Here is a 23,305-nt window from a genome sequence, read left to right on the forward strand (position 1 = left end):
TTAGATAAGGTTAGCCTTACCTTGCAATGTCTGAGGAGGATTCACATGCGGGTCGTCATGTTCGGCTATCAGACCTGGGGCCACCGCACGCTGCAGGCTCTGCTGGATTCCGAACACGAAGTGGTCCTCGTCGTCACCCATCCCAAGAGCGAGCACGCCTACGAGAAGATCTGGGACGACTCCGTCGCGGACCTGGCCGAGAAGCACGGCGTGCCGGTCCTGCTGCGCAACCGCCCCGGGGACGACGAACTGCTCAGCGCTCTCAGGGACGTCGAGCCCGACATCATCGTGGCCAACAACTGGCGCACCTGGCTGCCACCGGAGATCTTCGACCTGCCGCCGCACGGCACGCTCAACGTCCACGACTCGCTGCTGCCCACGTACGCGGGCTTCTCGCCGCTGATCTGGGCGCTGATCAACGGCGAGCCGGAGGTGGGTGTCACGGCCCATCGCATGGACGGCGAGCTCGACATGGGCGACATCGTGCTCCAGCGTTCGGTGTCCGTCGGACCCGAGGACACCGCAACGGACCTGTTCCGCAAGACGGTTGACCTCATCGGACCGATCGTCCACGACGCGCTCGACCACATCGCCGCCGGTACGGCGGTGTGGACGCCGCAGGACCGCTCGAAGTCCACCTTCTTCCACAAGCGTTCCGTGGAGGACAGCAGGATCGACTGGACCTGGCCGGCGGAGGATCTGGAGAGGTTCGTCCGCGCGCAGTCGGACCCCTACCCCAACGCCTTCACCCACCACCGCGGGCAGCGGCTGCGCGTCGTCTCCGCGGCAGTGTCGGAAGGACGCTACGGAGGCACCCCCGGGCGGATCTTCATCCGCGAGGGCGACGGCATCGTCATCGTCGCCGGCGCGGACGCCCGTACCGGACGCAACCACGGCCTCCTGCTGAAGCGGGTGCGGACCGAGGACGGCACCGAACTCGCCGCCACCGACTACTTCCGCACGATGGGCGGCTATCTGACGGACCGTCCGTGATGTTCCCGGTGTGACGACCGGAGGGCCGTGACGGGCACCTCCTGACGTCATCGGCCCGGCGGGAGCGGGCACCCACCCGTTCCCGCCGGGCCGTTCGTCAACCCGTACCGTTCGTCAAGCCGTGCCGTTCGTCTCCCCGGCCGCTCGTGCGTCAGCCGGCAGATCCGGTGACGGCGACCGCATCGGCATCGGCGCCGGCCTCATCGACCGCATCGGCATCGGCATCGGCATCGGCCCGGGGAACCGCGTCCACGACATCGTGGTGGCGCCCCATCGGAATGATCATCGGGGTCCCGCTGACCGGGTCCCTGGCCACCTGACAGCGCAGCCCGAAGACGTCCTCGACCGTGGTCGCGGTGATGACGTCCCCCGGTGCGCCCTCGGCCATGATCCGCCCCTTCTTCATGGCGATGACGTGATCGGCGTACCGGCAGGCCTGGTTGAGATCGTGGAGGACCATGACCACCGTGCGGTTCTGATGCCGGTTGAGGTCGGTGACCAGGTCCAGCACATCGATCTGGTGCGCGAGGTCGAGATACGTCGTCGGCTCGTCGAGCAGCATCACCGGCGTCCCCTGCGCCACCGCCATCGCGATCCAGGCGCGCTGGCGCTGCCCGCCGGAGAGTTCGTCGACGGGACGGTCGGCGAGATCCGCCATCGACGTGGCGCGCAGGGCGTCGTGGACGGCCTGCTCGTCGGACCGGGTCCACTGCCGCCACCAGGTCTGGTGCGGTGAACGGCCCCGCCCCACCAGGTCGATGACCGTCAGTCCCTCCGGTGCGACCGGTGACTGCGGCAGGATGCCGAGCCGCTGGGCCAGTTCCCGGGTGGGGATGGACTGCACCGCACGGCCGTCGAGATGGACGGATCCGGCCTTCGGCGCCAGCAGCCGGGCCAGGGCCCGCAGCAGGGTCGACTTCCCGCACGCGTTCGCCCCGACGATCGCCGTGACCCGGCCGGGCGGTATCACCACATCGAGGCCGTCGACGACGACCCGGCTCTCGTACGCCAGCCGCAGGCCTTCGGCCCGCAGATCGGGGCCCGCGGGGTCCACAGACTTCGATGACACGTGTTCAGCCTCCTGAGCCGGCGCGGTTGGCACGGACGAGCAGCCACAACAGGACGGGAGCGCCCAGCACTCCCGTGACGATCCCGACCGGAAGCTCCGTACCGGAGATCAGCTTCCGTGCGATCAGGTCCGACACGAGCACGGCCAGCGCTCCGGTGAGCCCCGAGGCCACCGGTGGCGGCCAGGCCGTACGCGCCAGACGCTGGGCGATCTGGGGCGCGGCAAGCGCCACGAAAGCGACGGGGCCGGCCGCGGCGGTGCCGAACGCCACCAGTCCGACTCCCGCGAGGAGGACGGCCAGTCGGACCGGCTGCACCCGTGTGCCCAGTCCTCGTGCGACGTCGTCGCCGAGCTGGAGCGTGCGCATCAGCCGGCCGAGCACCAGCGCCATGGGGACGAGCACCGCCATGGCGGCGGCCAGCGGGCCGACCTGGTCCCAGCCGCGGCCGTTGAGATTGCCGACGAGCCAGCCGAGCGCGGCCTGCGCCTGGAACCGCTCGCCGCGCGCCATCAGATAGTCCGTGGCGCTGGTGCAGATCCAGGCGATGCCGATGCCGACGAGCACGATGCGGTAGCCCGTCGTGCCACGCTTCCACGCGAGGAGATACACCAGCAGCGCCGCGGTCAGCGCCCCGATCAGGCCGAGCGCCTGGGTGCTCAGCCCTCCGTCCCAGCCGAGCACGATGCCGGCGACCACGGCGGCGCCCGCGCCCTGGGTGATGCCGATCATGTCCGGGCTGGCGAGCGGGTTGAGCGTCATGGTCTGGAACAGCGCTCCGGAGACACCGAAGGCGAACCCGACGAGCAGCCCGGCCACGGCCCGTGGCAGCCGCAGCTCCTGGACGATGAGCTGGGTGCCCGGATCCGCCGTACCGAGCAGGGCCCGCACGACGTCCATGAACGAGTACGGGATGTCCCCGATCGTCATGCCCAGGCAGAACACCAGCAAGGTGGCGACAGCGAGTACGCCGCTCACCCACATCAGGCGTGGCCGCAGCACTCCGGAGACGGGTGGGACGCCGAGCCGGAAGGTGATGCGGCCGGGGGCGCGGGACAGCAGATCGGTCATGCTCACAGCTCCGCGAGTCGTCGACGGCGCACCATGGCGATGAAGAAGGGGCCGCCGATGAAGGCGACGAGGATGCCGGCCTGGATCTCCGTCGGCCGCGCGAGAAGGCGTCCCACGATGTCGGCGGCGAGCAGCAGACAGGGCGCGAGCGCCGCCGACAGGGGCAGCAGCCAGCGGTGGTCGGGGCCCACGCCGGCGTACTGGGCCAGGACGCGGGCGATGTGCGGGACGACGAGGCCGACGAACACCACCGGCCCGATGACGGCGACGGCGCCGCCGGTGAGGAGCGTGACGGCGAGGACGCCCTGGATCCGGGTCAGGCCGAGCCGCAGCCCCAGCGAGGCGGCCACGTCGTCGCCGAGCGCCATGCTGTTGAGGGCGGGGGCGCAGGCCAGGGCGAGCACGGCGCCGACGGCGAGGAACGGCAGGACGCGCACGAGGACTTCCTCGTTCTGGTTGGCCAGCGATCCCGCGGACCAGAAGCGGTAGCGGTTGAGTGCGTCCGGGTCGGTCAGGGCGATCGCGCTGGTCAGCGAGAACAGCAGCGAGGTCACGGCCACGCCGGCGAGGGCGAGTTTGACGGGCGTGGTGCCCGAGCGGCCCAGTCCGCCGAGGAGGTAGACCAGGACGCTTGCGGCCATCGCTCCGGCGAAGGCGAACCAGATGTAGCCGTAGACGGAGCCAAGTCCGAGGACGCCGACCGAGAAGACGATGGCGAACGCGGCTCCGGCGCTGACGCCGAGCACTCCTGGGTCGGCGAGCGGGTTGCGGGTCAGTGCCTGCATCAGCGCGCCCGACAGGCCGAGTGCCGCTCCGGCCGCGAGCCCGAGCGCCGTCCTCGGTACGCGGACGGACCAGACCACGTTCTCGATCCGGGTGCTGGGGGCGTGGCCGACCAGGGTGTCCCACACCTGGTCGAGGGGAACGCTCAGTGCGCCGAAGGCCAACGACAGGGCGCACAGGGCCACAAGGGCGGTGGCGGGCAGCACCATGAGGAGCATGCCGCGGGGCCTTCTGGCGCCGATCACTGTGCTCCCCACGCGACCATCCTTAGGTTAGGCAGGCCTTAAATGTAAGGGCTGCTCGGCCGCTCGGCCCACTGCCGCATGAAAGCCTGTCTAATTAGGTAATGCTTACCTTAGTATGACGCGGACCGACCCCGGCCGGGGGCCGGGACCGACTGCTGGGGAGGCTCGGCCACTGTGTCCGGTTCAGAAGAAGTCCTGACGTACTGGCAGCAGTTGCTCACACCTCTCCCGCAGGAGACGGTGCTGCCGGCCGACCGGCCCTATCCGCCGGCCCCGACCGGCGGGCACAGCGTGCGGACGCTTCCCCTCGGACACGACGCCTCCGACGACCTGCTGCTGGCTGCCTTCGTCGCCCTGCTGCACCGCTACGGCGGCGCCCCCGACGTCACCGTGGGGCACGGACCGCTGCCCGTACGCGTCTCGTGCGAGGGCGAGCCCGCCTTCGCCGATCTCGTACGCCGGACGGCGGCGGCCCGCGACGAGGCCGAGGCCCGTCCGGTCGAGCTGTCGGCTCTGGTCGACGCGCTGCGACCCGAACCGACCCGGGGCGGCGGGCTGTTCTTCAACACCGCCTTCGCCACCGCCGCCAGGCCGTTCACCGCCGCGCCGGGCCCGGTCGATCTGGTGCTGGAAGCGCTGCCGGGAGAGGTGCGGGCGCACTACCGTGCCGACCTCTTCGACGAGTCGACCGTGGACCGGCTTCTCGGCCACTACGCGACCCTGCTGGCCGACGGTTCCGCGCGCCCCGAGACCCCGGTCGGCGCTCTGACGCTGATGACACCGGACGAGTACCGGCGCGTGGTCGTGGAGTGGAACTCCACCGCTCACACGGTCCCGTCCGCCACCTGGCCCGCCATGTTCGCGGAACAGGTACGCCGCCGCCCCGGCGACATCGCCCTCGTCTTCGAGGACGAACGCCTCACCTACGCCGAGCTGGACGAGCGCGCCAACCGGCTCGCGCACGCCCTGATCTCCCGCGGTGCCGGTCCTGAGCGCATCGTCGCGCTGGCCCTCCCCCGCTCGGCCGACCTGATCATCGCCGAGGTCGCCGTCCTCAAGTCCGGGGCCGCGTACCTCCCGATCGACCACGACTATCCGGCGGACCGCATCGCCTACATGCTGGGGGACGCGGCACCGGCGGTCCTGGTGACGACAGCGGACACCGCCAGGGACGTCCCCGAGCACGAGGGGATGGCTCGGCTTCTGCTCGACTCCCCCGCCACCGCCGCGGAGTTGGCGGACCGGCCCGTCCACGATCCGACCGACGAGGACCGCGGTGGGGCTCTCACCGTCCTCAACGCCGCGTATGTCATCTACACCTCGGGCTCGACGGGCAGGCCCAAGGGCGTCGTCCTCGCGCACAGCGGTGTGGCGAAGCTCGTCGCGACACAGAGCGAGCGGTTCGGCATCGGTCCGCACAGCCGCGTCCTCCAGTTCGCTTCGCCCAGCTTCGACGTGGCCTTCTGGGACCTGTGCCTCGGTCTGCTGTCCGGCGGCCGTCTCGTCATCGTCCCCGCCGAACGCCGGGTGCCCGGCGCGCCCCTCGCGGACTACGCCGACGCCAACGGCATCACCTTCATGATCCTGCCGCCCGCCCTGCTCGCGGCGATGCCGGACGACGTCCTCCTGCCCCCGGCCGCGACCCTGCTGGCCGGCACCGAGCGGGTCTCCCCCGAGCTGGTCGGCCGCTACGCCGGCGGCCGGATGATGTTCAACGCCTACGGCCCGACCGAAGCCACCACCAACTCCACCCTCGGGCTGTGCGATCCCGACACCCCGGCCGGCTCCGTCGTCCCCATCGGCATCCCCGACCCCGGCACCCGCGCCTATGTGCTGGACGCCCGTCTCCAGCCGGTCCCCGCCGGTGTCGCCGGCGAGCTGTACCTGGCCGGGGACGGTCTGGCGCGCGGCTACCTCGGCAGGCCCGACCTCACCGCCGAACGGTTCGTCGCCGACCCCTTCGGTGACGCGGAGACCCCCGGTGGGCGGCTCTACCGCACCGGCGACCTGGTCCGCTGGAAGGCCGACGGACGGCTGGAGTTCCTCGGACGCGCCGACACCCAGGTCAAGATCCGGGGCTTCCGTATCGAGCCGGGCGAGATCGAGTCCGTCCTGCGCCGCCACCCCGCCGTCGACCAGGTCACGGTGATCGCCCGAGAGGACCGGCCGGGCGACCGGCGGCTCGCCGCCTACATCGTGCCCTCCGTGGAGGCACGGCCCGGACACGACGAGGGCGAGCAGGTCGAGGAGTGGAAGGACCTGCACGAACTCCTCTACAGCGCCGCCGGGTCCGAGGGCTTCCGCGAGAACTTCGCGGGCTGGAACAGCATGTACGACGGACGTCCGATCCCCGTGGCCGAGATGCGGGAGTGGCGGGACGAGACCATCGCCCGCATCGCCGAACTCGGCAGCCCCCGCCGGGTGCTGGAGATCGGCGTCGGCAGCGGCCTTCTCCTGTCCCGGATCGCGCCCGGCTGCGAGACCTACTGGGGCACGGACGTCTCCCACGAGGCGGTGCGCGCGCTGCGTACGCAGGTGGACGCGGTGCCCGAGCTGGCGGGCCGCGTGGAACTGAGCGCCCGGCCGGCGCACGACACCGACGGGCTGCCGGAAGGGTTCTTCGACACCGTCGTCATCAACTCCGTGGCCCAGTACTTCCCGAGCTCCGCCTACCTCACGGACGTCCTGCGCAAGGTGTCGGCCCTGCTGGCGCCCGGCGGGAGGGTGTTCGTCGGCGACGTCCGCAATCTGCGGCTGCTGCGCACCCTGCGCGCCGCCGTGGAGAGCCGGCGTGCCGACGGCGACGGCGAGACGGACAAGAACGCCCTGCGCACCGCCGTCGAGCGGTCCGTGCGCTGGGAAGGCGAACTGCTGCTCGACCCGGACCACTTCGCCGGGCTCGACGGCTTCGACGCCGAGATACGGGTCAAGCGGGCCGCCCACCACAACGAGCTGAGCCGCTACCGCTACGACGTCGTCCTGCGCCCGAGCGACGGCACCGCGCGTCCGGCTCCCGCAGAGCGGGAGGTCCACTGGTCCGTGACCGGCGGGACGGCCGAGGTGGCCGCCCTGCTGGCGGAGCGGCCCGGGCGGCTGCGCGTGACCGGGATACCCAACGCCCGTCTCACCGACGACCTGTCGGCGCTGCGCAGGCTGGAGGACACCAGCCGTCCCGCGTCGGTCGGCGTGGACCCCGAGGAACTCCTTGCGCTCGCCGCCGAGCACGGCCACCGGGTGGACGTCACCTGGAACGGTCACGCCGACGACGGTTCGCTGGACGCCGTTTTCACCGACGCGACCGACGAGAGGGCGGCCGGCGCCCTCGAAGGGCTGTACCGTCCCGGCGGCCGGTTCCCCCGGGCCAACCGGCCCGTGCCGTTCCGCGATGTCACCGCGCTGATGAGGACCCTGCGCGGGCACGCCACCGAGTGGCTGCCCGACTACATGGTCCCGTCCGCCTTCGTCCCCCTCCACGCGCTGCCGGTCACTCCCAGCGGCAAGCTGGACGCCAACGCCCTGCCCGTGCCCGACTACGGCTCGCTCAGCTCGGGCCGCGCCCCGCGCAACGCCCGCGAGGAACTGCTCTGCCGCCTGTACGCCGAGGTGCTGGGCCTGCGCGCGGTCACCGTCGACGACGACTTCCTCGCCCTCGGCGGGGACAGCATCACCGCCATCCAGCTGCTCATCCGCGCCAGGGGCGCGGGTCTGCGGCTCACCCCCCGTGATGTCTTCCGGCACCGCACCGTGGCCGCGCTCGCGGAGGTGGCCGTCGACCTCGTCACCGCTCCCGCCGACGACGCGGGCCCGCCGCTGATCGAACTCGCTCCCGGGGACCTCGCCGAGATCCAGGGCAGCGCACCGCTCACGGTGCAGGAACTGCTCCCCCTGAGCCCGCTCCAGGAGGGCTTCTACTTCCACTCCCTGATCGGCGCGGCCGACAGCGACGCCTACGTCGTCCAGCAGGTGCTCGACCTGTCGGGTCCGGTCGACGGGGAGACTCTGCGCCGGGCGGCCCAGGCACTGCTCGACCGGCATGCCCCGCTGCGCGCGGGATTCCGCCGCCGTTCCGACGGCACCCCTGTGCAGATCGTGCCCCGCGACGCCGAACTGCCGTGGCGCGAGGTCGACCTGTCGGCGCAGGACGGCGGCGTACGCCAGACGTTGGCCGACGCGGTCGCCGCGGACGAGCGGGCCGGGCGGTTCGACCTGGCCCGGCCGCCGCTGCTGCGCTGCGCGCTGGTGCGGCTCGGGGCGGAGCACTGCCGACTGGTACTGACGTTCCATCACATCGTGGCCGACGGCTGGTCGTTGCCCGTACTGCACCGCGAACTCATGGCGTACTACGGCACACCCGACCCCGGGCTGCCCGCGGTGACCCCGTACGCCGACCATCTGGCGCGGCTCGCCCGGCAGGACCGCGACGCGGCACGCGGAGCCTGGCGCGCGGCGCTCGGCGGTGTCGACGAGCCGACACGGCTGGTCGGGACACCGGCGGACGGCACCGCCCCGGTGCCCGGCCAGGTCCGGGTCGAGCTGTCCGGAGGGACCACGAAGCGGCTGACCGAACGCGCCCGCGAACATGGTGTCACCCTCGGCACCGTGGTCCAGGCCGCATGGGGGCTGCTGATCGGCAGGCTCACCGGAAGCCAGGACGTGGTGTTCGGCACCACCGTCTCGGGCCGGGACAGCGAGGTCGACGGCGTCGAGTCCATGGTGGGCCTGTTCATCAACACCCTTCCCACCCGGTTCCGCTGGCAGGCCGGCGAGTCACTCGGTCTGCTGCTCGCCCGTCTCCAGGACGAGCAAGCGCACCTGATGGACCATCAGCACCTGGGGCTCGCCGAGATCCAGCGGCTGACGGGGACGGCCGGCGGCACGGAACTCTTCGACACCCTGGTGGTGTTCGAGAACTACCCCGCCGACGGGGACCTGCGCGACGCCTCCGGGACGGTGCGCATCACGGGCCACGCGTTCCATGACGCCGTGCACTACCCCCTCGCGCTCATCGTGAAGCCGGGCAGGCGGCTCGATCTGCGGCTGAAGCACCACCTCGCGCGGCTGGACGGCGAAGCCGTCCGCGCGTTGGGCGACCGGCTGTCGAGGATCCTGGAGGCGGTCGCCGCCGACCCCTCCACCGTGGCGGCATCCGTCGAGCTGCTCTCCGAGCAGGAGCGGGCGCGGTCCCTGCCCGCCGGGGACGAGCGGACTGTCCCGGTCGCCACCCTGGCCTCGGCCATCGCCGAGCAGGTGGCGCGCACTCCCGACGCCCTGGCCGTCGTCTTCGAGGACGAGGAGCTGACGTACGCCGAACTGGACGCGAGGGCCGAGACGCTGGCGCGCCGGCTGCGCGCGCGAGGCGCCGGACCCGAGTCCTTCGTGGCCGTCGCCGTCCCGCGGTCGGCCGAGCTGATGGTGGCTCTGCTCGGCGTGCTGAAGTCCGGCGCCGCCTATCTGCCGGTCGACCCCGACTACCCGGCCGAGCGCGTCGCCCACATGCTGGCCGACTCCGGTACGACGCTCGCCGTCACGGTGCCCGGGACGGCCGAGCGGCTGCCGCGGGCCGAGGGTCTCACCGTGCTCGTCCTCGGCGGAGAGACGACACCGGAGACGGAACCCGTCGCCGTCCGGGCCGCGGGTCCCGACAGCCCCGCCTATCTGATCTACACATCCGGGTCCACAGGCCGCCCCAAGGGCGTCACGGTCACCCACCGCGCCATCGTCAACCGGCTCGCCTGGATGCAGGGCGCCTACGGTCTGCGGCCGGACGACCGGGTGCTCCAGAAGACGCCGTCCAGTTTCGACGTCTCCGTCTGGGAGTTCTTCTGGCCCCTGCTCCACGGCGCGGCCGTCGTCCTGGCCCGCCCGGACGGCCACCGCGACCCCGCCCATCTGGCCGCGCTGGTCCGCGAACGGCGGGTCACCACTCTGCACTTCGTCCCGTCCATGCTGGAGGCCTTCCTCCAGGCGGACGACATCACCGGCGACCCCGCCTGGTCCGCGTCGTTGCGGCGCGCCTTCAGCAGCGGCGAGGCGCTGCCCGTGTCCGCCGCGCAGCGCTGGCAGTCGCTCACCGGGGTGCCGCTGCACAACCTGTACGGGCCGACCGAGGCCGCCGTCGACGTCACCCACCACACCTACGACGGCGACGAGGGCGTGGTCGTGCCCATCGGGCGGCCGGTGTGGAACACCGGCCTGCGCGTCCTCGACGCCTGCCTGAGGCCCGTTCCCGACGGTGTCCCGGGTGAGCTCTACCTCTGCGGTGTCCAGCTGGCACGCGGCTACCACGCCCGTCCCGCGCTGACCGCGGAACGGTTCACCGCCGACCCGTACGGACCTGCGGGCGGCCGGATGTACCGCACCGGGGACCTCGTGCGCCGCCGGGCCGACGGGGTGATCGAGTACCTGGGCCGTACCGACCGCCAGGTCAAACTGCGCGGCAACCGCATCGAGCTCGGCGAGATCGAGGCCGCCCTCGTGGGCACGGCACCGGTCGCCCAGGCCGCCGTGACCATCCGCGACGAGGCGCTCGTCGCCTATGTCGTACCGGCCGGCGGGGCCCGCCCGGAGGCGGTGGACCTGCGCGACGCCCTGACCGCCGTGCTGCCCGCGCCGATGGTGCCGAGTGCCTATGTGGTCCTCGACGCCCTGCCGCTCACCCCGAGTGGCAAGCTGGACCGGGCCGCACTGCCCGAGCCCCATGCCGTACGCGCCGCCGCCCGCGCCCCGCGCGACGCACGGGAACAGGTACTGACCGAGATCTTCGCGGCGGTGCTGAAGCTGCCGGAGGTGAGCATCGACGACGACTTCTTCCTGCTGGGCGGCGACAGCATCAGCTCCATCGGCGTGTCCAGCCGTGCCCGCCGCGCAGGTCTGGCGCTCGATCCACGCGACATCTTCGACCACCGCACCCCGGCCGCCCTCGCGGCCGCCGCGACCGTCACCGAGGACCGGGAGACCGAACCGGCCGAGGCCGCGGTCGACCTCACCCCCGAGGAGCGGTCCCGGGTGGAGCGGCTCGCACCGGGCCGGATCGACGACGTGTGGCCCCTCGCGCCGCTCCAGGAAGGCCTGTTCTTCCACTCGACGTACGACGACGGCTCGCTGGACGTCTACACCGTGCACGAGTCGTTCGACTTCACGCAGCGCGTCGACGCCGACCGGCTGCGTACGGCCGCGAGCGTGCTGCTCGACCGCAACCCCAGCCTGCGCGCCGGGTTCACCAGCGAAGGGCTGCGCCAGCCCGTCCAGTTCATCGTGCGTGACCCGCACATCCCTCTCGAAGAGGTCGACCTCTCCTCGCTCCCGGCCGCCGAACAGGACGCCCGCCTCGGCGCGTTGATGGACGAGGAACGCTCCCGGCGCTTCGATCTGGCACGGCCTCTGCTCTTCCGCATGCTGCTGGTGCGGCTCGGCGACGAACGCGGCGACCGGCTCGTCATCGGACGTCACCTCATCCTGTGGGACGGCTGGTCCGCCTGGCTCTTCCTCGACCAGCTCTTCGCCCTGTACGAGAGCGACGGCGACCCGGCGTCGCTGGCGCGACCGGGCTCCTACCGCAACTACCTGACCTGGCTGGAGCACCAGGACGACAGCCGGGCCACAGCGGCCTGGCGCAGCGCGCTGGACGGTCTGGAGGAGCCGACGCTCCTCGTGCCGTCCGCCGCCGACCGCGGTCTGGAACCGGTGATCCCCGAGCATCTGGAGACCGTGCTCACCGCGGAAGCCGGCGAACGGCTGCGGGAGACCGCGCGGAGTCACGGACTGACCCTCAACACCGTGCTCAACGCGGCCTGGGGACTGGCGCTCGCGAGTGCCACGGGCCGTGCCGACGTCGTCTTCGGGACCACCGTCGCCGGGCGGCCCAGCGAGGTGCCGGACGTCGAGAACGTCATCGGCATGTTCCTCAACACCGTGCCCGCACGCATCGCCTTCGATCCGTGCGAGAGCGTCCTGAACCTGTTGCGCCGCATCCAGGGCGAGCGTCTGGAGCTGATGCCGCACGAGTACCTGGGGCTCGGTGTGCTCCAGGCCGAGACGGGCCACCGGCGGCTCTTCGACACGCTGTTCGTGCTCCGCAACGCCGACACGGACGAGCGCCTCGCGGAGCTGCGTGTCAGGCACGGTGCGACGGCCGTGGCCAACGTCGATGCCACGCACTACCCCGTCAACCTGGTCGTCACGCCCGGCGAGAGCGTCCGTGTCACCCTGGCCTACCGTCCCGACCTCGTCGACGGCCCGTCCGCCCGCATCCTGCTCGACCGATTCGCCCTGCTGCTGGACCGGCTGATCGCCGACCCGTCCGCACCCGTCGGCTCGCTCGACGCGCTGCTGCCCGGCGAGGCCGCCACACTGGCCCGCGAGGACGCGGCGGGACGTGAACCGGTTCCGCACGAGACCGTCGCGGACATGCTGGCCGCGCAGGCCGGCCGGACCCCGGACGAGACCGCCCTCGTCTTCGGCGAGCAGGTGCTCACCTACGCCGAACTCGACGCCCGGTGCAACAGGATGGCGCGGCTGCTGCTGGCGCACGGCGCCGGCCCCGAGACGGTCGTGGCCCTGGGTCTGCCGCGTTCCGTCGACATGGTGGTGGCCCTGTTCGCGGTGCTGCGCACCGGCGCGGCCTATCTGCCGCTGGAGCTGGACCACCCGGCGGACCGGCTGTCGCTGATGCTCCAGGACGCGAATCCCCTGCTCCTGCTGACGACGGAGGGCGTTTCCCGGACCCTGACCGGCGACGTGCCGCGGGTACTGCTGGACGACCCCGGCACCGCCGCCGATCTGGCGGCCCGCTCCGCCGAAGGCGTCGAGGTCCGCTTCAGCCTGGACCACCCCGCTTACGTCATCTACACATCCGGCTCGACCGGCCGCCCCAAGGGCGTGGTGACGCCCTACATCGGGCTGACGAACATGCAGCTCAACCACCAGAAGGAGATCTTCGCGCCGGCCATCGCCTCGGCCGGCGGACGCAGGCTGCGCATCGCGCACACCGTCTCCTTCGCCTTCGACATGTCCTGGGAGGAGCTGCTGTGGCTCGTCGAGGGCCACGAGGTGCACATCTGTGACGAGGAACTGCGGCGCGACGCCATCGCCCTGGTCGCCTACTGCGAGACGCACCGCATCGACGTCGTCAACGTCACCCCGACGTACGCCCATGTACTGATCGAGGAAGGGCTGTTGGAGGGGCACCGCCCGCCGCTCGTCCTCCTCGGCGGTGAGGCGGTCACGGAGACCGTGTGGAACGCCCTGCGGGACACGGAAGGCACCTACGGCTACAACCTGTACGGGCCGACCGAGTACACGATCAACACCCTCGGCGGCGGTACGCACGACAGCGCGACGCCCACGGTGGGCCGTCCCATCCGCAGTACGCGCGCCCGCATCCTGGACGCCTGGCTGCGGCCCGTCCCCGACGGGGTCCCCGGCGAGCTGTACATCGCCGGGGTCGGGCTGGCCCGCGGCTATCTGGACCGGCCCGGCCTCACCGCCGGGCGCTTCGTCGCCGACCCGTACGGTCTGCCCGGCGAGCGCATGTACCGGACCGGCGATCTGGTGCGCCGCCGGGCGGACGGCAATCTCGACTTCCTGGGCCGTACCGACGACCAGGTCAAGATCCGCGGCCACCGGGTCGAGCTGGGTGAGATCGAGACGGTCCTCGCCCAGCATCAGGAGGTCGTGCAGGCGGCCGTCGTCGCCCGTGACGACACGGCGGCACCCGGCACCCAGCGCCTCGTGGCCTACGTCGTGCCGGCCGAACCGGACGACGAGGCACGGGAGACGGCCGAGCGGGAGCAGATCGGCGAGTGGCAGGAGATCTACTCCGCCGAGTACAGCGAGATCGGCACCGCGGTCTTCACCGAGGACTTCGCGGGCTGGGACAGCTCGTACGACGGAACACCCATTCCGGTGGAGCACATGCGCGAGTGGCGCGCGGCCACCGTGGAGCGGATCCGCGAGCTGGGGCCGAAGCGCATCCTGGAGATCGGCGTCGGATCCGGGCTGCTGCTCTCCCAGCTCGCTCCGGACGCCGAGTCCTACTGGGCGACCGACTTCGCCGCGCCCGTCATCCGCAAGATCGGCGAGGACCTGCGGCGCGACCCCTCACTCGCCGGGAAGGTCGAACTGCGCTGCCAGAGCGCCGATGTGACGGACGGTCTGCCCGTCGGTCACTTCGACACGATCGTCATCAACTCGGTCGTGCAGTACTTCCCGAGCCTCGACCACCTCGCCCAGGTCGTCACCGGGGCGATGGGTCTGCTCGCCCCCGGTGGCCATCTGTTCATCGGCGATGTGCGCAATCTGCGACTGGCACGGCCCTTCCAGACCGGGATCCAGCTCACGCGGGCCGGCTCAGACGCCGATCCGGACACCGTCCGCAAGGCCGTCGACCGGGGCATCGCCCTGGAGAAGGAACTCCTGGTCGACCCGGACTGGTTCACCACGCTCGGCTTCGGCGTCGAGCTGCGCACCAAGGCCGGCCGTCACCACAACGAACTGACCCGCTACCGCTACGACGTGGTGCTGTACGCCGATACCGCGCGTGCGCTGCACCTCGGCGACGCTCCGGAGTCGGACTGGAGCGGTGCCGACGAGCTCACGGCACGGCTGGACGAGCACCGTCCGCAGCTCCTGCGGGTGCGCCGGGTGCCCGACGCGCGGACCGCGGGCGAACTCACCGCCATGCGGGCGGTGGACGCCGGCCGGCTTCCCGGCGGCGCACCCGAGGGCGTGGAGACCGAGACCCTGCGCCTGCTCGGAGCCGAGCGCGGCTACCGGGTCCTGATGACCTGGTCCGGCGAACTCGGCTGCTTCGACGCGGTGTTCGTGCGGGAGTCGGCGGCCGTGCGGGACGGGGCGGTCCGGCGCACGTCCGGACTGCTGCTGCCGTCGGCCGACGGCACGGCCGTGCACGCCAACACCCCGGCCACGGCCCGCGGGACCGGGGCTCTCGTGCGCCGCCTGCGTGAGGACCTGGGCGGGCGTCTGCCCGGTTACATGGTTCCCGCCGCCTTCGTCGTCCTGCCGCGGCTGCCGATGAACGACAACGGCAAGCTCGATGTACGGGCTCTGCCGGACGCCGAACCTGCGGCCGCCCTGTCGACCGGGCGCGGGCCGCGCACCCCCGGCGAGGAGGTGCTCTGCCGGCTGTTCGCCGAGGTGCTCGGTCTGGCACGGACCGGCGCGGAGGACAACTTCTTCGACCTGGGCGGCCATTCCCTGCTCGCGACCCGGCTCATCAGCCGCGCCCGTACCGAACTGGGCGCCGAACTCGCCATCCGCGACCTGTTCGAGGCGCCGACACCCGAACTGCTCGCCGGCCGTGCGGACACGGGCCGGCCCGCCAGGCCCGCGCTGGAAACGGCGGCCGAGCGCCCGGAGCGCATCCCGCTCTCCGCAACGCAGCGCCGGCTGTGGCTCGTCGAGCGGATCACCGGCGGCGGAGTGGCGTACAACTTCCCGCTGGTCTTCCGGCTGCGCGGCGAACTCGACGCGGACGCCCTGCGGGCGGCCCTGCGGGATGTGGCGGGACGCCACGAGGCACTGCGGACCCGCTTCGTGGAGCGCGACGGTGAGCCGTACCAGGTCATCGTCCCGGCCGAGGAGGCCGTTCCGGAGTTCCTCGTGTCCGAGTGCGACGAGGCCGCGCTCGCCGGTCGGATCGAGGCGGCCCAGCGCCGTCCGTTCGACCTCGGAAGCGAACTGCCCCTCCGGGCCGAGGTGCTGCGCCTGGGACCGGCCGACCACGTGGTGGCCGTGGTGCTGCACCACATCACCACCGACGAGTGGTCGGACCGGCCGTTCCTGGCCGATCTGAACACGGCGTACGCGGCGCGCGCCGCGGGGACGGCTCCGGACTGGGCGCCCCTGCCGGTGCAGTACGCGGACTACACGCTGTGGCAGGAACGGCTGCTGGCCGAGGTGGGCGAGCGGCAGCTCGGCCACTGGACCGAGGCCCTGCGGGACCTGCCGGAGGAGCTCGACCTGCCGCTGGACCGCCCGGGTGCGGCCCGGACGAAGGGCCGGGGCGCGGTCGTGCGCACCACACTGCCCGACGCGACCGCCGCGGAGCTGCGCGATCTGGCCGCCGCCCACAACTGCAGCATGTTCATGGTGTTCCAGGCGGCGACGGCGGTGCTGCTGCACCGGCTGGGCGCCGGCGACGACATCCCGCTCGGAGCGCCGATCGCGGGGCGTACCGACAGTGCCGTGGACGAGCTGGTCGGCTTCTTCGTCAACACGCTGGTCCTGCGCACGGATCTGTCCGGCGACCCGTCGTTCGCCGAACTCCTGGGCCGGGTGCGGGAGTCGGCGCTCGCCGCCTTCGAGCACCAGGACGTGCCGTTCGACCGGGTGGTGGAGGCGGTCAACCCGGCCCGGGTCGCCGACCGCAACCCGCTGTTCCAGGTCATGCTCGGCTACCACCACCGCCCCGACGGGGACCCGGATCTGCTGGGCATGCCGACCGAGTGGTTCGACATGGACACCGGTACGGCCAAGTTCGACCTGGACTTCACCTTCGTCGACCACGGCGCCGGTCACGACATGGCTCTGCTGCTGGAGTACGCCACGGATCTGACCGAACCGGGCACGGCTGCCCGGCTCGTCGACCGGCTGGTGGGCCTCCTGGAGCAGATCGCGCACGACCCGGGCCGGCCGGTCGGCGCTCTGACGGTGCTCACCGACGAGGAGGAGTCGGCGGCCACGACGGTGTGGAACGACTCCGCCCGGCCGCTGGAGTCCCGTAGCGTGCCGGAGTTGTTCGCCGACGTGGCCCGCCGCCGCGCCGACGCGACCGCTCTGGTGTCCGGTGCCTCGCGGCTGACCTTCGGTGAGCTGGCCGCACGGGCGGACGCGATCTCCCGACTGCTGCTGCGGCGCGGAGCGGGCCCCGAGACGGTGATCGGCCTGGCGCTGCCCCGGGCGGAGATGGTCCCGGCGATTCTCGGTGTGCTGGGCGCCGGTGCCGCATATCTGCCGCTCGACCCCGGCTATCCCTCGGACCGGCTGGAGATGATGCTCGCGGACACGGCTCCGCTGTGCGTGCTCACCACGACGGCGCCGGCGGGAGAGCTTTCCCTGTCGGACCGGTCGGACTGTCCGGCGGTGCTGCTGGACGACCCGGCCGCCTTCGAGGGCACGACCGCGGCCGCCGTGCCCCGCCCGGAGCCGGACAACGCCGCCTACGTGATCTTCACGTCGGGTTCCACGGGCCGGCCCAAGGGCGTCGTGGGCACCCACCGCGGTCTGAGCAACTTCTTCGCGGCGCAGTACAGGGACGTCATCGAGCCCGCCGAACGGGCGGCGGACGGCGCCCCTCTGCGTGCCCTGCACGCCGCGTCGTTCAGCTTCGACGGCTCCTGGGAGCCGCTGCTGTGGCTGCTGGCCGGGCACGAGCTGCATGTGCCGGACGAGCCGACGATGGCCGACCCGGCCGCTCTGCTCGCGCTGATCGACGCGGCCCGGCTGGACTACGTCGACCTCACCCCGAGCCATCTGCGCGAACTCACCCACCACGGCTTCCTCTCCGGGGAGCGGCACCTGCCGCGCACCCTCGCCGTGGGCGGCGAGGCCACCCCCGCCGCCCTGTGGCAGCGGCTGTGCTCCCTGCCCGGCGTCCAGGTCCACGACCTGTACGGGCCGACCGAGTGCAGCGTCGACGCCTACGGCCGGCACGGCGGCGCCGACGGTTCGTGGGCGGCCCCGGTGGGCAACATCCGCGCCCATGTCCTGGACGAGCGGCTGCGGCATGTGCCGGTGGGTGTCGCGGGTGAGCTGTATCTCGCGGGCGAAGGCGTGGTGCGGGGCTACCTCGGCCGGCCCGGACTCACCGCGGAGCGCTTCACCGCGGACCCGTACGGTCCGCCCGGAACGCGTATGTACCGCACGGGCGACCGGGCCCGGCGACGGAGCGACGGGACCGTGGAGTTCCTCGGCCGCACCGACGACCAGGTGAAGCTGCGCGGCTTCCGCATCGAGCTCGGTGAGATCGAGTCCGTGCTCGACACCCACCCGGACACCGCCGCCTCGGCCGTGGTCGTACGGGAGGACTCCCCCGGTGTGCCCCGGCTCGTCGGGTACGTCGTGCCCGCGCCCGGCCGCACGCCCGGCCTCGCGGCGCTGCGCGCCCACCTCGCGCAGGCACTGCCCGGACACATGGTCCCCGCGGCGTTCGTGGTGCTGGACGCGCTGCCTCTCGGCGTCAGCGGCAAGCTGGACCGTGCTGCCCTGCCCGCGCCCGATCTTGCGGCGCTGTCGTCGGGGCGGCGGCCGCGCACGCCGCGCGAGGAGCTGCTGTGTGCGGAGTTCGCCGGCGTCCTCGGACTGCCGGGAGTCGGCGTCGACGACGACTTCTTCGCACTCGGCGGCCACTCCTTGCTCGCCATGCGGCTGGTCGCCAGGATCCGTTCGGTGTTCGGGGCGGAGGTGTCGCTGCGGACCGTCTTCGACGCGCCCACTGTGAGCCGGCTCGCCGAGCATCTGTCGGGCGCGGTGGAGGAGGCACGTCCTGCCCTGACCGCACGTGCCTCCCGGCCGGAGCGGCTGCCCCTGTCGTCGGCGCAGCGCCGGCTGTGGGTGCTCTACCAGGTGGAGGGCCCCAGTGCGACGTACAACATCCCCTCCGCGTGGCGTCTGACGGGACAGCTCGACGTGGCCGCGCTGCGTGCCGCGGTGGCGGACCTCGTCGAGCGGCACGAGACACTGCGCACGGTCTTCCCCGACGAGGGGGGGCGCCCCTACCAGCTGGTGCTCGACGCGCACGAGGCACTCGTGCCGGTGGAGTTCGAGGACGCGAGCGAGGACGCGCTGCCCGGGCGACTGGCGCAGGCGGCGGCGTACGGATTCGCCCTGGACCGTGAGGCTCCGCTGCGGGTCCATGTGTTCCGGACCGGCGAGCAGGAGTACACCCTGCTGCTCCTGCTGCATCACATCGCCGGGGACGAGTGGTCCGAGCTGCCCCTGAACCGGGACCTCGCGCGGGCCTACGGGGCGCGCAGCGCCGGGCTTGCGCCCGACTGGCAGCCGATGCCGGTCCAGTACGCCGACTACACGCTGTGGCACCTGGAGTCGCTCGGCGACGAGCAGGACCCCGACAGTCCGACGTCCCGCCAGATCGCTTACTGGAAGCAGGCATTGGCGGGTGTGCCGGAGGAGCTGGCGCTCCCGGCCGACCGGCAGCGGCCGCAGGAGTCGAGCTATCGGGGAGGCGCGGCCGATCTCTCGCTGGACGCCGAACTGACCGCGGAACTGAAGCGGGTGGCACGCGCCGGCGACGTCAGCATGTTCATGTTGCTTCAGGCGGCGGTGGCCACGCTGCTGACCCGGCTGGGTGCCGGTCACGACATCCCCATCGGCAGCCCGATCTCGGGACGCACGGACGCGGCGCTGGACGACCTGGTCGGCTTCTTCCTCAACACGCTGGTGCTGCGCACGGACACCTCCGGCGACCCGACGTTCCGGGAGCTGCTGGCCCGCGTCAGGGAGGGCGACCTGGCCGCCTTCGACCACCAGGACGTGCCGTTCGAGCGTCTGGTGGAGGTGCTCAATCCGGCGCGGTCGCTCGCCCGCCACCCGCTGTTCCAGGTGATGGTCGTCTATCTGGCAGCCGGCGGCGACGAGGCCTCCCTGCCGGGTCTGCGATCACGACGGGTGGACGTCGGCCAGACCACGGCGAAGTTCGACCTGTCCTTCGACTTCGTCGAACGGGCCGACGGGACCGGGGTCGACGGCGTGCTGGAGTACAGCGCCGACCTCTTCGACGAGGCGACCGCCCGGTCGTTCGCCGACCGGCTCCTGCGCATCCTGCGGGCCGTGGCGGCCGACCCGGACACCCCGGTGGCACGGATCGGCGTGCTCGGAGACGCCGAGCGCCGGCGCATCCTCCACGAGTGGAACGACCGGCCGCTCACCGCGCTGCCGACCACGGTGCCTCGGCTCTTCGAGGAGCAGGTCCGGCTGTCGCCCGAGGCGCCTGCGGTCGCCTCCGACGGGGTGGAACTCACCTACGCGCAGGCGAACGCCGAGGCCAACCGGCTGGCGCGGCTGCTCGTGGCGCACGGTGCCGGTCCGGAGCGGTACGTGGCCCTGGCCCTGCCGCGTACGGCCCACACCCTGGTGGCGATCCTCGCGGTCCACAAGGCGGGAGCGGGCTATCTGCCGCTCGATCCCGAGGCACCCCATGGCCGCACCACGGAGATGCTCGACGACGCCCGTCCGGTCGTGCTCCTGACCACCCGCGCGCTCGCGGGTGAGCTGCCGGGTACGGACGTGCCCGTGCTGATCGTGGACGATCCGGCGACCGCGGAGCGCACCGCCGCCCTGGACACGGCTGACGTGACCGACGCCGAACGCACGGCGCCTCTCGCGCCGGGCCATCCGGCGTACGTCATCCACACCTCGGGTTCCACCGGCCGCCCCAAGGGCGTGGTGGTCACCCACGAGAGCGTCGGCAACCTCTTCCACAGCCACCGCGAGACGCTGTACCGACCGGCGGTCGCGGCCACCGGCAGAGACCATCTGCGGGCCGGTCACGCCTGGTCGTTCTCGTTCGACGCCTCCTGGCAGCCCCAGTTGTGGCTGCTCGACGGGCACTGCGTCCATGTGGTGTCCGAGGAGACGCGCCGCGACCCGGAGCTGCTCGCCGCCGACGTCACCCGGCACGGCTTCGACTTCCTGGAGGTCACCCCGTCGTTCTTCGCGCAGATGGCGGAGACCGGGCTGCTGCGGGACGGTCACTGCCCGCTCGCGGTCGTCGGCGTCGGCGGCGAGGCGGTGCCCACGGCGCTGTGGCAGCAGCTCGCGGCCCTCGACGGAACCGAGGCGTTCAATCTGTACGGGCCGACCGAGTCGACCGTCGACGCCCTGGTGGCGCGGGTACGGGACAGCGAACGGCCGCTCGTGGGACGGGCGGTGGCCGGCACCAGGGCGTACATTCTGGACGCCTCGCTCCAGCCGGTGCCGCCCGGAGTCACGGGTGAGCTGTATCTGGCGGGCGGCGGCCTGGCCCGCGGATATCTGGACAGCCCGGCGCTCACGGCCGAGCGGTTCGTCGCCGACCCGTTCGGGGGGCAGGGCTCGCGGCTCTACCGCACCGGCGACCTGGCGCGCTGGACGGCGGAGGGCCGGATCGACTATCTCGGCCGCGCCGACGATCAGGTCAAGATCCGCGGCTTCCGTATCGAACTGGCCGAGATCGAGTCCGCTCTCGCCGCCCACCCGGCGGTCGGTCACGTTGTGGTGACGGCACGTCAGGACGGTCCCCGCAAGCAGTTGGTGGCCTATGTCGTCCCGGCCGCCGGGCAGTCACCGGATCCGGGGCAGCTCCGCGGCCATCTCGCGGCGACGCTGCCGGACTACATGGTCCCGGCCGCGACGGTCCTTCTGGAACAACTGCCGAAGCTGCCCAACGGGAAGCTCGACCGGGGGGCGTTGCCCGCACCCGACTTCTCCGCGCTGTCCTCCGGGCGGCAGCCCGCGACACCGCTGGAGAAGGTCCTGTGCACGGTCTTCGCCGATGTGCTGGGACTCGAACAAGTGGGCGCCGACGACGACTTCTTCTCTCTGGGCGGCGACAGCATCGTGGCCATGCAACTGGTCAGCAGGGCTCGCGCGGCGGGAGTGCGGATCACACCGCGGCTGGTCTTCCGGCACCGCACCGCGGCGGGGCTGAGCACGGTCGCCGAGCTCGTCGGCGCGGGCGAGCGGACGCCCGCCTGCGACGACGGCACGGGCAGTGTGCCCCTGACGCCCGTCATGCACTGGCTGCGCGAACTCGGCGGCCCGTTCGGGAGCTACCACCAGGCGGCGCTCGTCCGCACTCCCGCGGAGCTGGACGTGTCCTCGCTGACCACGGTGCTCCAGGCGCTGGCGGACCGGCACGACCTGCTGCGGGCCCGGCTCGTGCGGCCGTCGACCGACGACACCACGAGCTGGAGCCTGGACGTTCCGGCGGCGGGCGCTCTCGACGCCGGCACGTGGATCGAGCGGGTGGATGTGGCCGGAGCGGACGACGGGACGCTGCGGACGACCATCGCCGAGCACGCGCACCTCGCCCGGACCCGGCTGGACCCGGACGCCGGCGAGATGGTCAGGGCCGTGTGGTTCGACGCGGGCACGGAGCCCGGCCGCCTTCTGCTGATGGCCCACCACCTGGTCGTGGACGGTGTCTCCTGGCGGGTGCTCCTGCCGGACCTGGCAGCGGCCTGGCACGACGTGGCGGCGGGCCGCCCGGCGCAACTGGCGCCCGTCGACACGTCGTTCGCACGCTGGTCGCGGCATCTGTCCGAGCTGGCGAAGGACCCGGCGCGGGAGGCCGAGCTGCCCGTCTGGACCGCGGTCCTCGACGGCGGTACGGAGCCCTTCCCGCTGGCGCGCGAGCTGGACCGGGCGCGCGACACGACCGCGTCGATGCGTGAGCTGGACCTGCGTATGCCGACGGAGCGCACAGCACCGCTGCTCTCGACCGTCCCGGCGGCCTTCGGCGGGACGGTCAACGATGTGCTGCTGGCCGGCCTGGGGCTCGCGGTCGCCGACTGGCGCCGTCGCCACGGGGGCAGCGACACCTCGGTGCTGGTCGACCTCGAAGGACACGGACGCGAGGAGGAACTCGCCGGTGACAGTGCGGACCTGTCCCGCACGGTCGGCTGGTTCACCAGTGTCTTCCCCGTCCGTCTCGACCCCGGCCCCGTCGACCTGGCCGACGCCTTCGCGGGCGGCCCGGCCGCCGAGGAGGCGGTGGCGCGCGTACGGGAGCATCTGGCCGCACTGCCGGCGAACGGCGTCGGCTACGGTCTGCTGCGGCATCTCAACCCGCACACCCGCGAGGTACTGGCACAACGGGAAGCGCCGAGGATCGAGTTCAACTACCTGGGCCGCTTCGGCATCCCGGAGGCGGTGGACTGGTCGTACGCCCCCGAGGAGGACGTGGCCGACATCGGCCCGGAGCCCGCGATGCGCGAGGGCCACGCACTGAGCATCAACGTCGTGACCGAGGACCGCGCGGACGGGCCGGTGCTGGCCGCCCACTGGTCCTACCTGGACGGGCCGCTCTCCCGGGAGACCGTCCAGGACCTGGCCGAGACCTGGTTCCGGGCACTCGAAGGGTTGCTCGCCCGGGCGGCCCGCACGACGCCCGCACCCCCGAAGAACTGA

The 23,305-nt window shown here is 72.4% G+C and carries 5 protein-coding genes; 2 read left to right on the top strand and 3 right to left on the bottom strand.

Features of this window, described 5'->3' with window-relative positions; all coding sequences use genetic code 11:
* Positions 1-45: 45 nt before the first annotated feature.
* On the top strand, positions 46-993 hold the full coding sequence (locus ACQPWZ_RS03205) for a methionyl-tRNA formyltransferase (RefSeq protein WP_340471591.1): 948 nt from the start codon (positions 46-48) through the stop codon (positions 991-993).
* Between the two features lie 151 nt (positions 994-1,144).
* Here the strand turns inward: ACQPWZ_RS03205 and ACQPWZ_RS03210 are convergent, their stop codons facing one another.
* The 3 genes from ACQPWZ_RS03210 to ACQPWZ_RS03220 are packed head-to-tail and all read right to left on the bottom strand — an operon-like array spanning position 1,145 to position 4,123.
* Positions 1,145-2,047 (bottom strand): ABC transporter ATP-binding protein, encoded by a 903-nt coding sequence (locus ACQPWZ_RS03210; protein WP_433573761.1) that lies wholly within the window; start codon positions 2,045-2,047, stop codon positions 1,145-1,147.
* A 19-nt stretch (positions 2,048-2,066) separates the two neighbouring features.
* Positions 2,067-3,131, bottom strand: a complete 1,065-nt coding sequence (locus ACQPWZ_RS03215) for a FecCD family ABC transporter permease (protein ID WP_340471592.1) — start codon at positions 3,129-3,131, stop codon at positions 2,067-2,069.
* A 2-nt stretch (positions 3,132-3,133) separates the two neighbouring features.
* Positions 3,134-4,123: a FecCD family ABC transporter permease gene (locus ACQPWZ_RS03220; protein WP_405575756.1), complete on the bottom strand. Its 990-nt coding sequence runs from the start codon at positions 4,121-4,123 to the stop codon at positions 3,134-3,136.
* A gap of 210 nt (positions 4,124-4,333) precedes the next feature.
* Here ACQPWZ_RS03220 and ACQPWZ_RS03225 point away from each other — a divergent pair, with 210 nt between their 5' ends.
* Positions 4,334-23,305, top strand: a complete 18,972-nt coding sequence (locus ACQPWZ_RS03225) for an amino acid adenylation domain-containing protein (RefSeq protein WP_433570551.1) — start codon at positions 4,334-4,336, stop codon at positions 23,303-23,305.

The organism is Streptomyces sp. CA-251247, from assembly GCF_050952975.1.
Taxonomy (GTDB): Bacteria; Actinomycetota; Actinomycetes; order Streptomycetales; family Streptomycetaceae; genus Streptomyces; species Streptomyces achmelvichensis.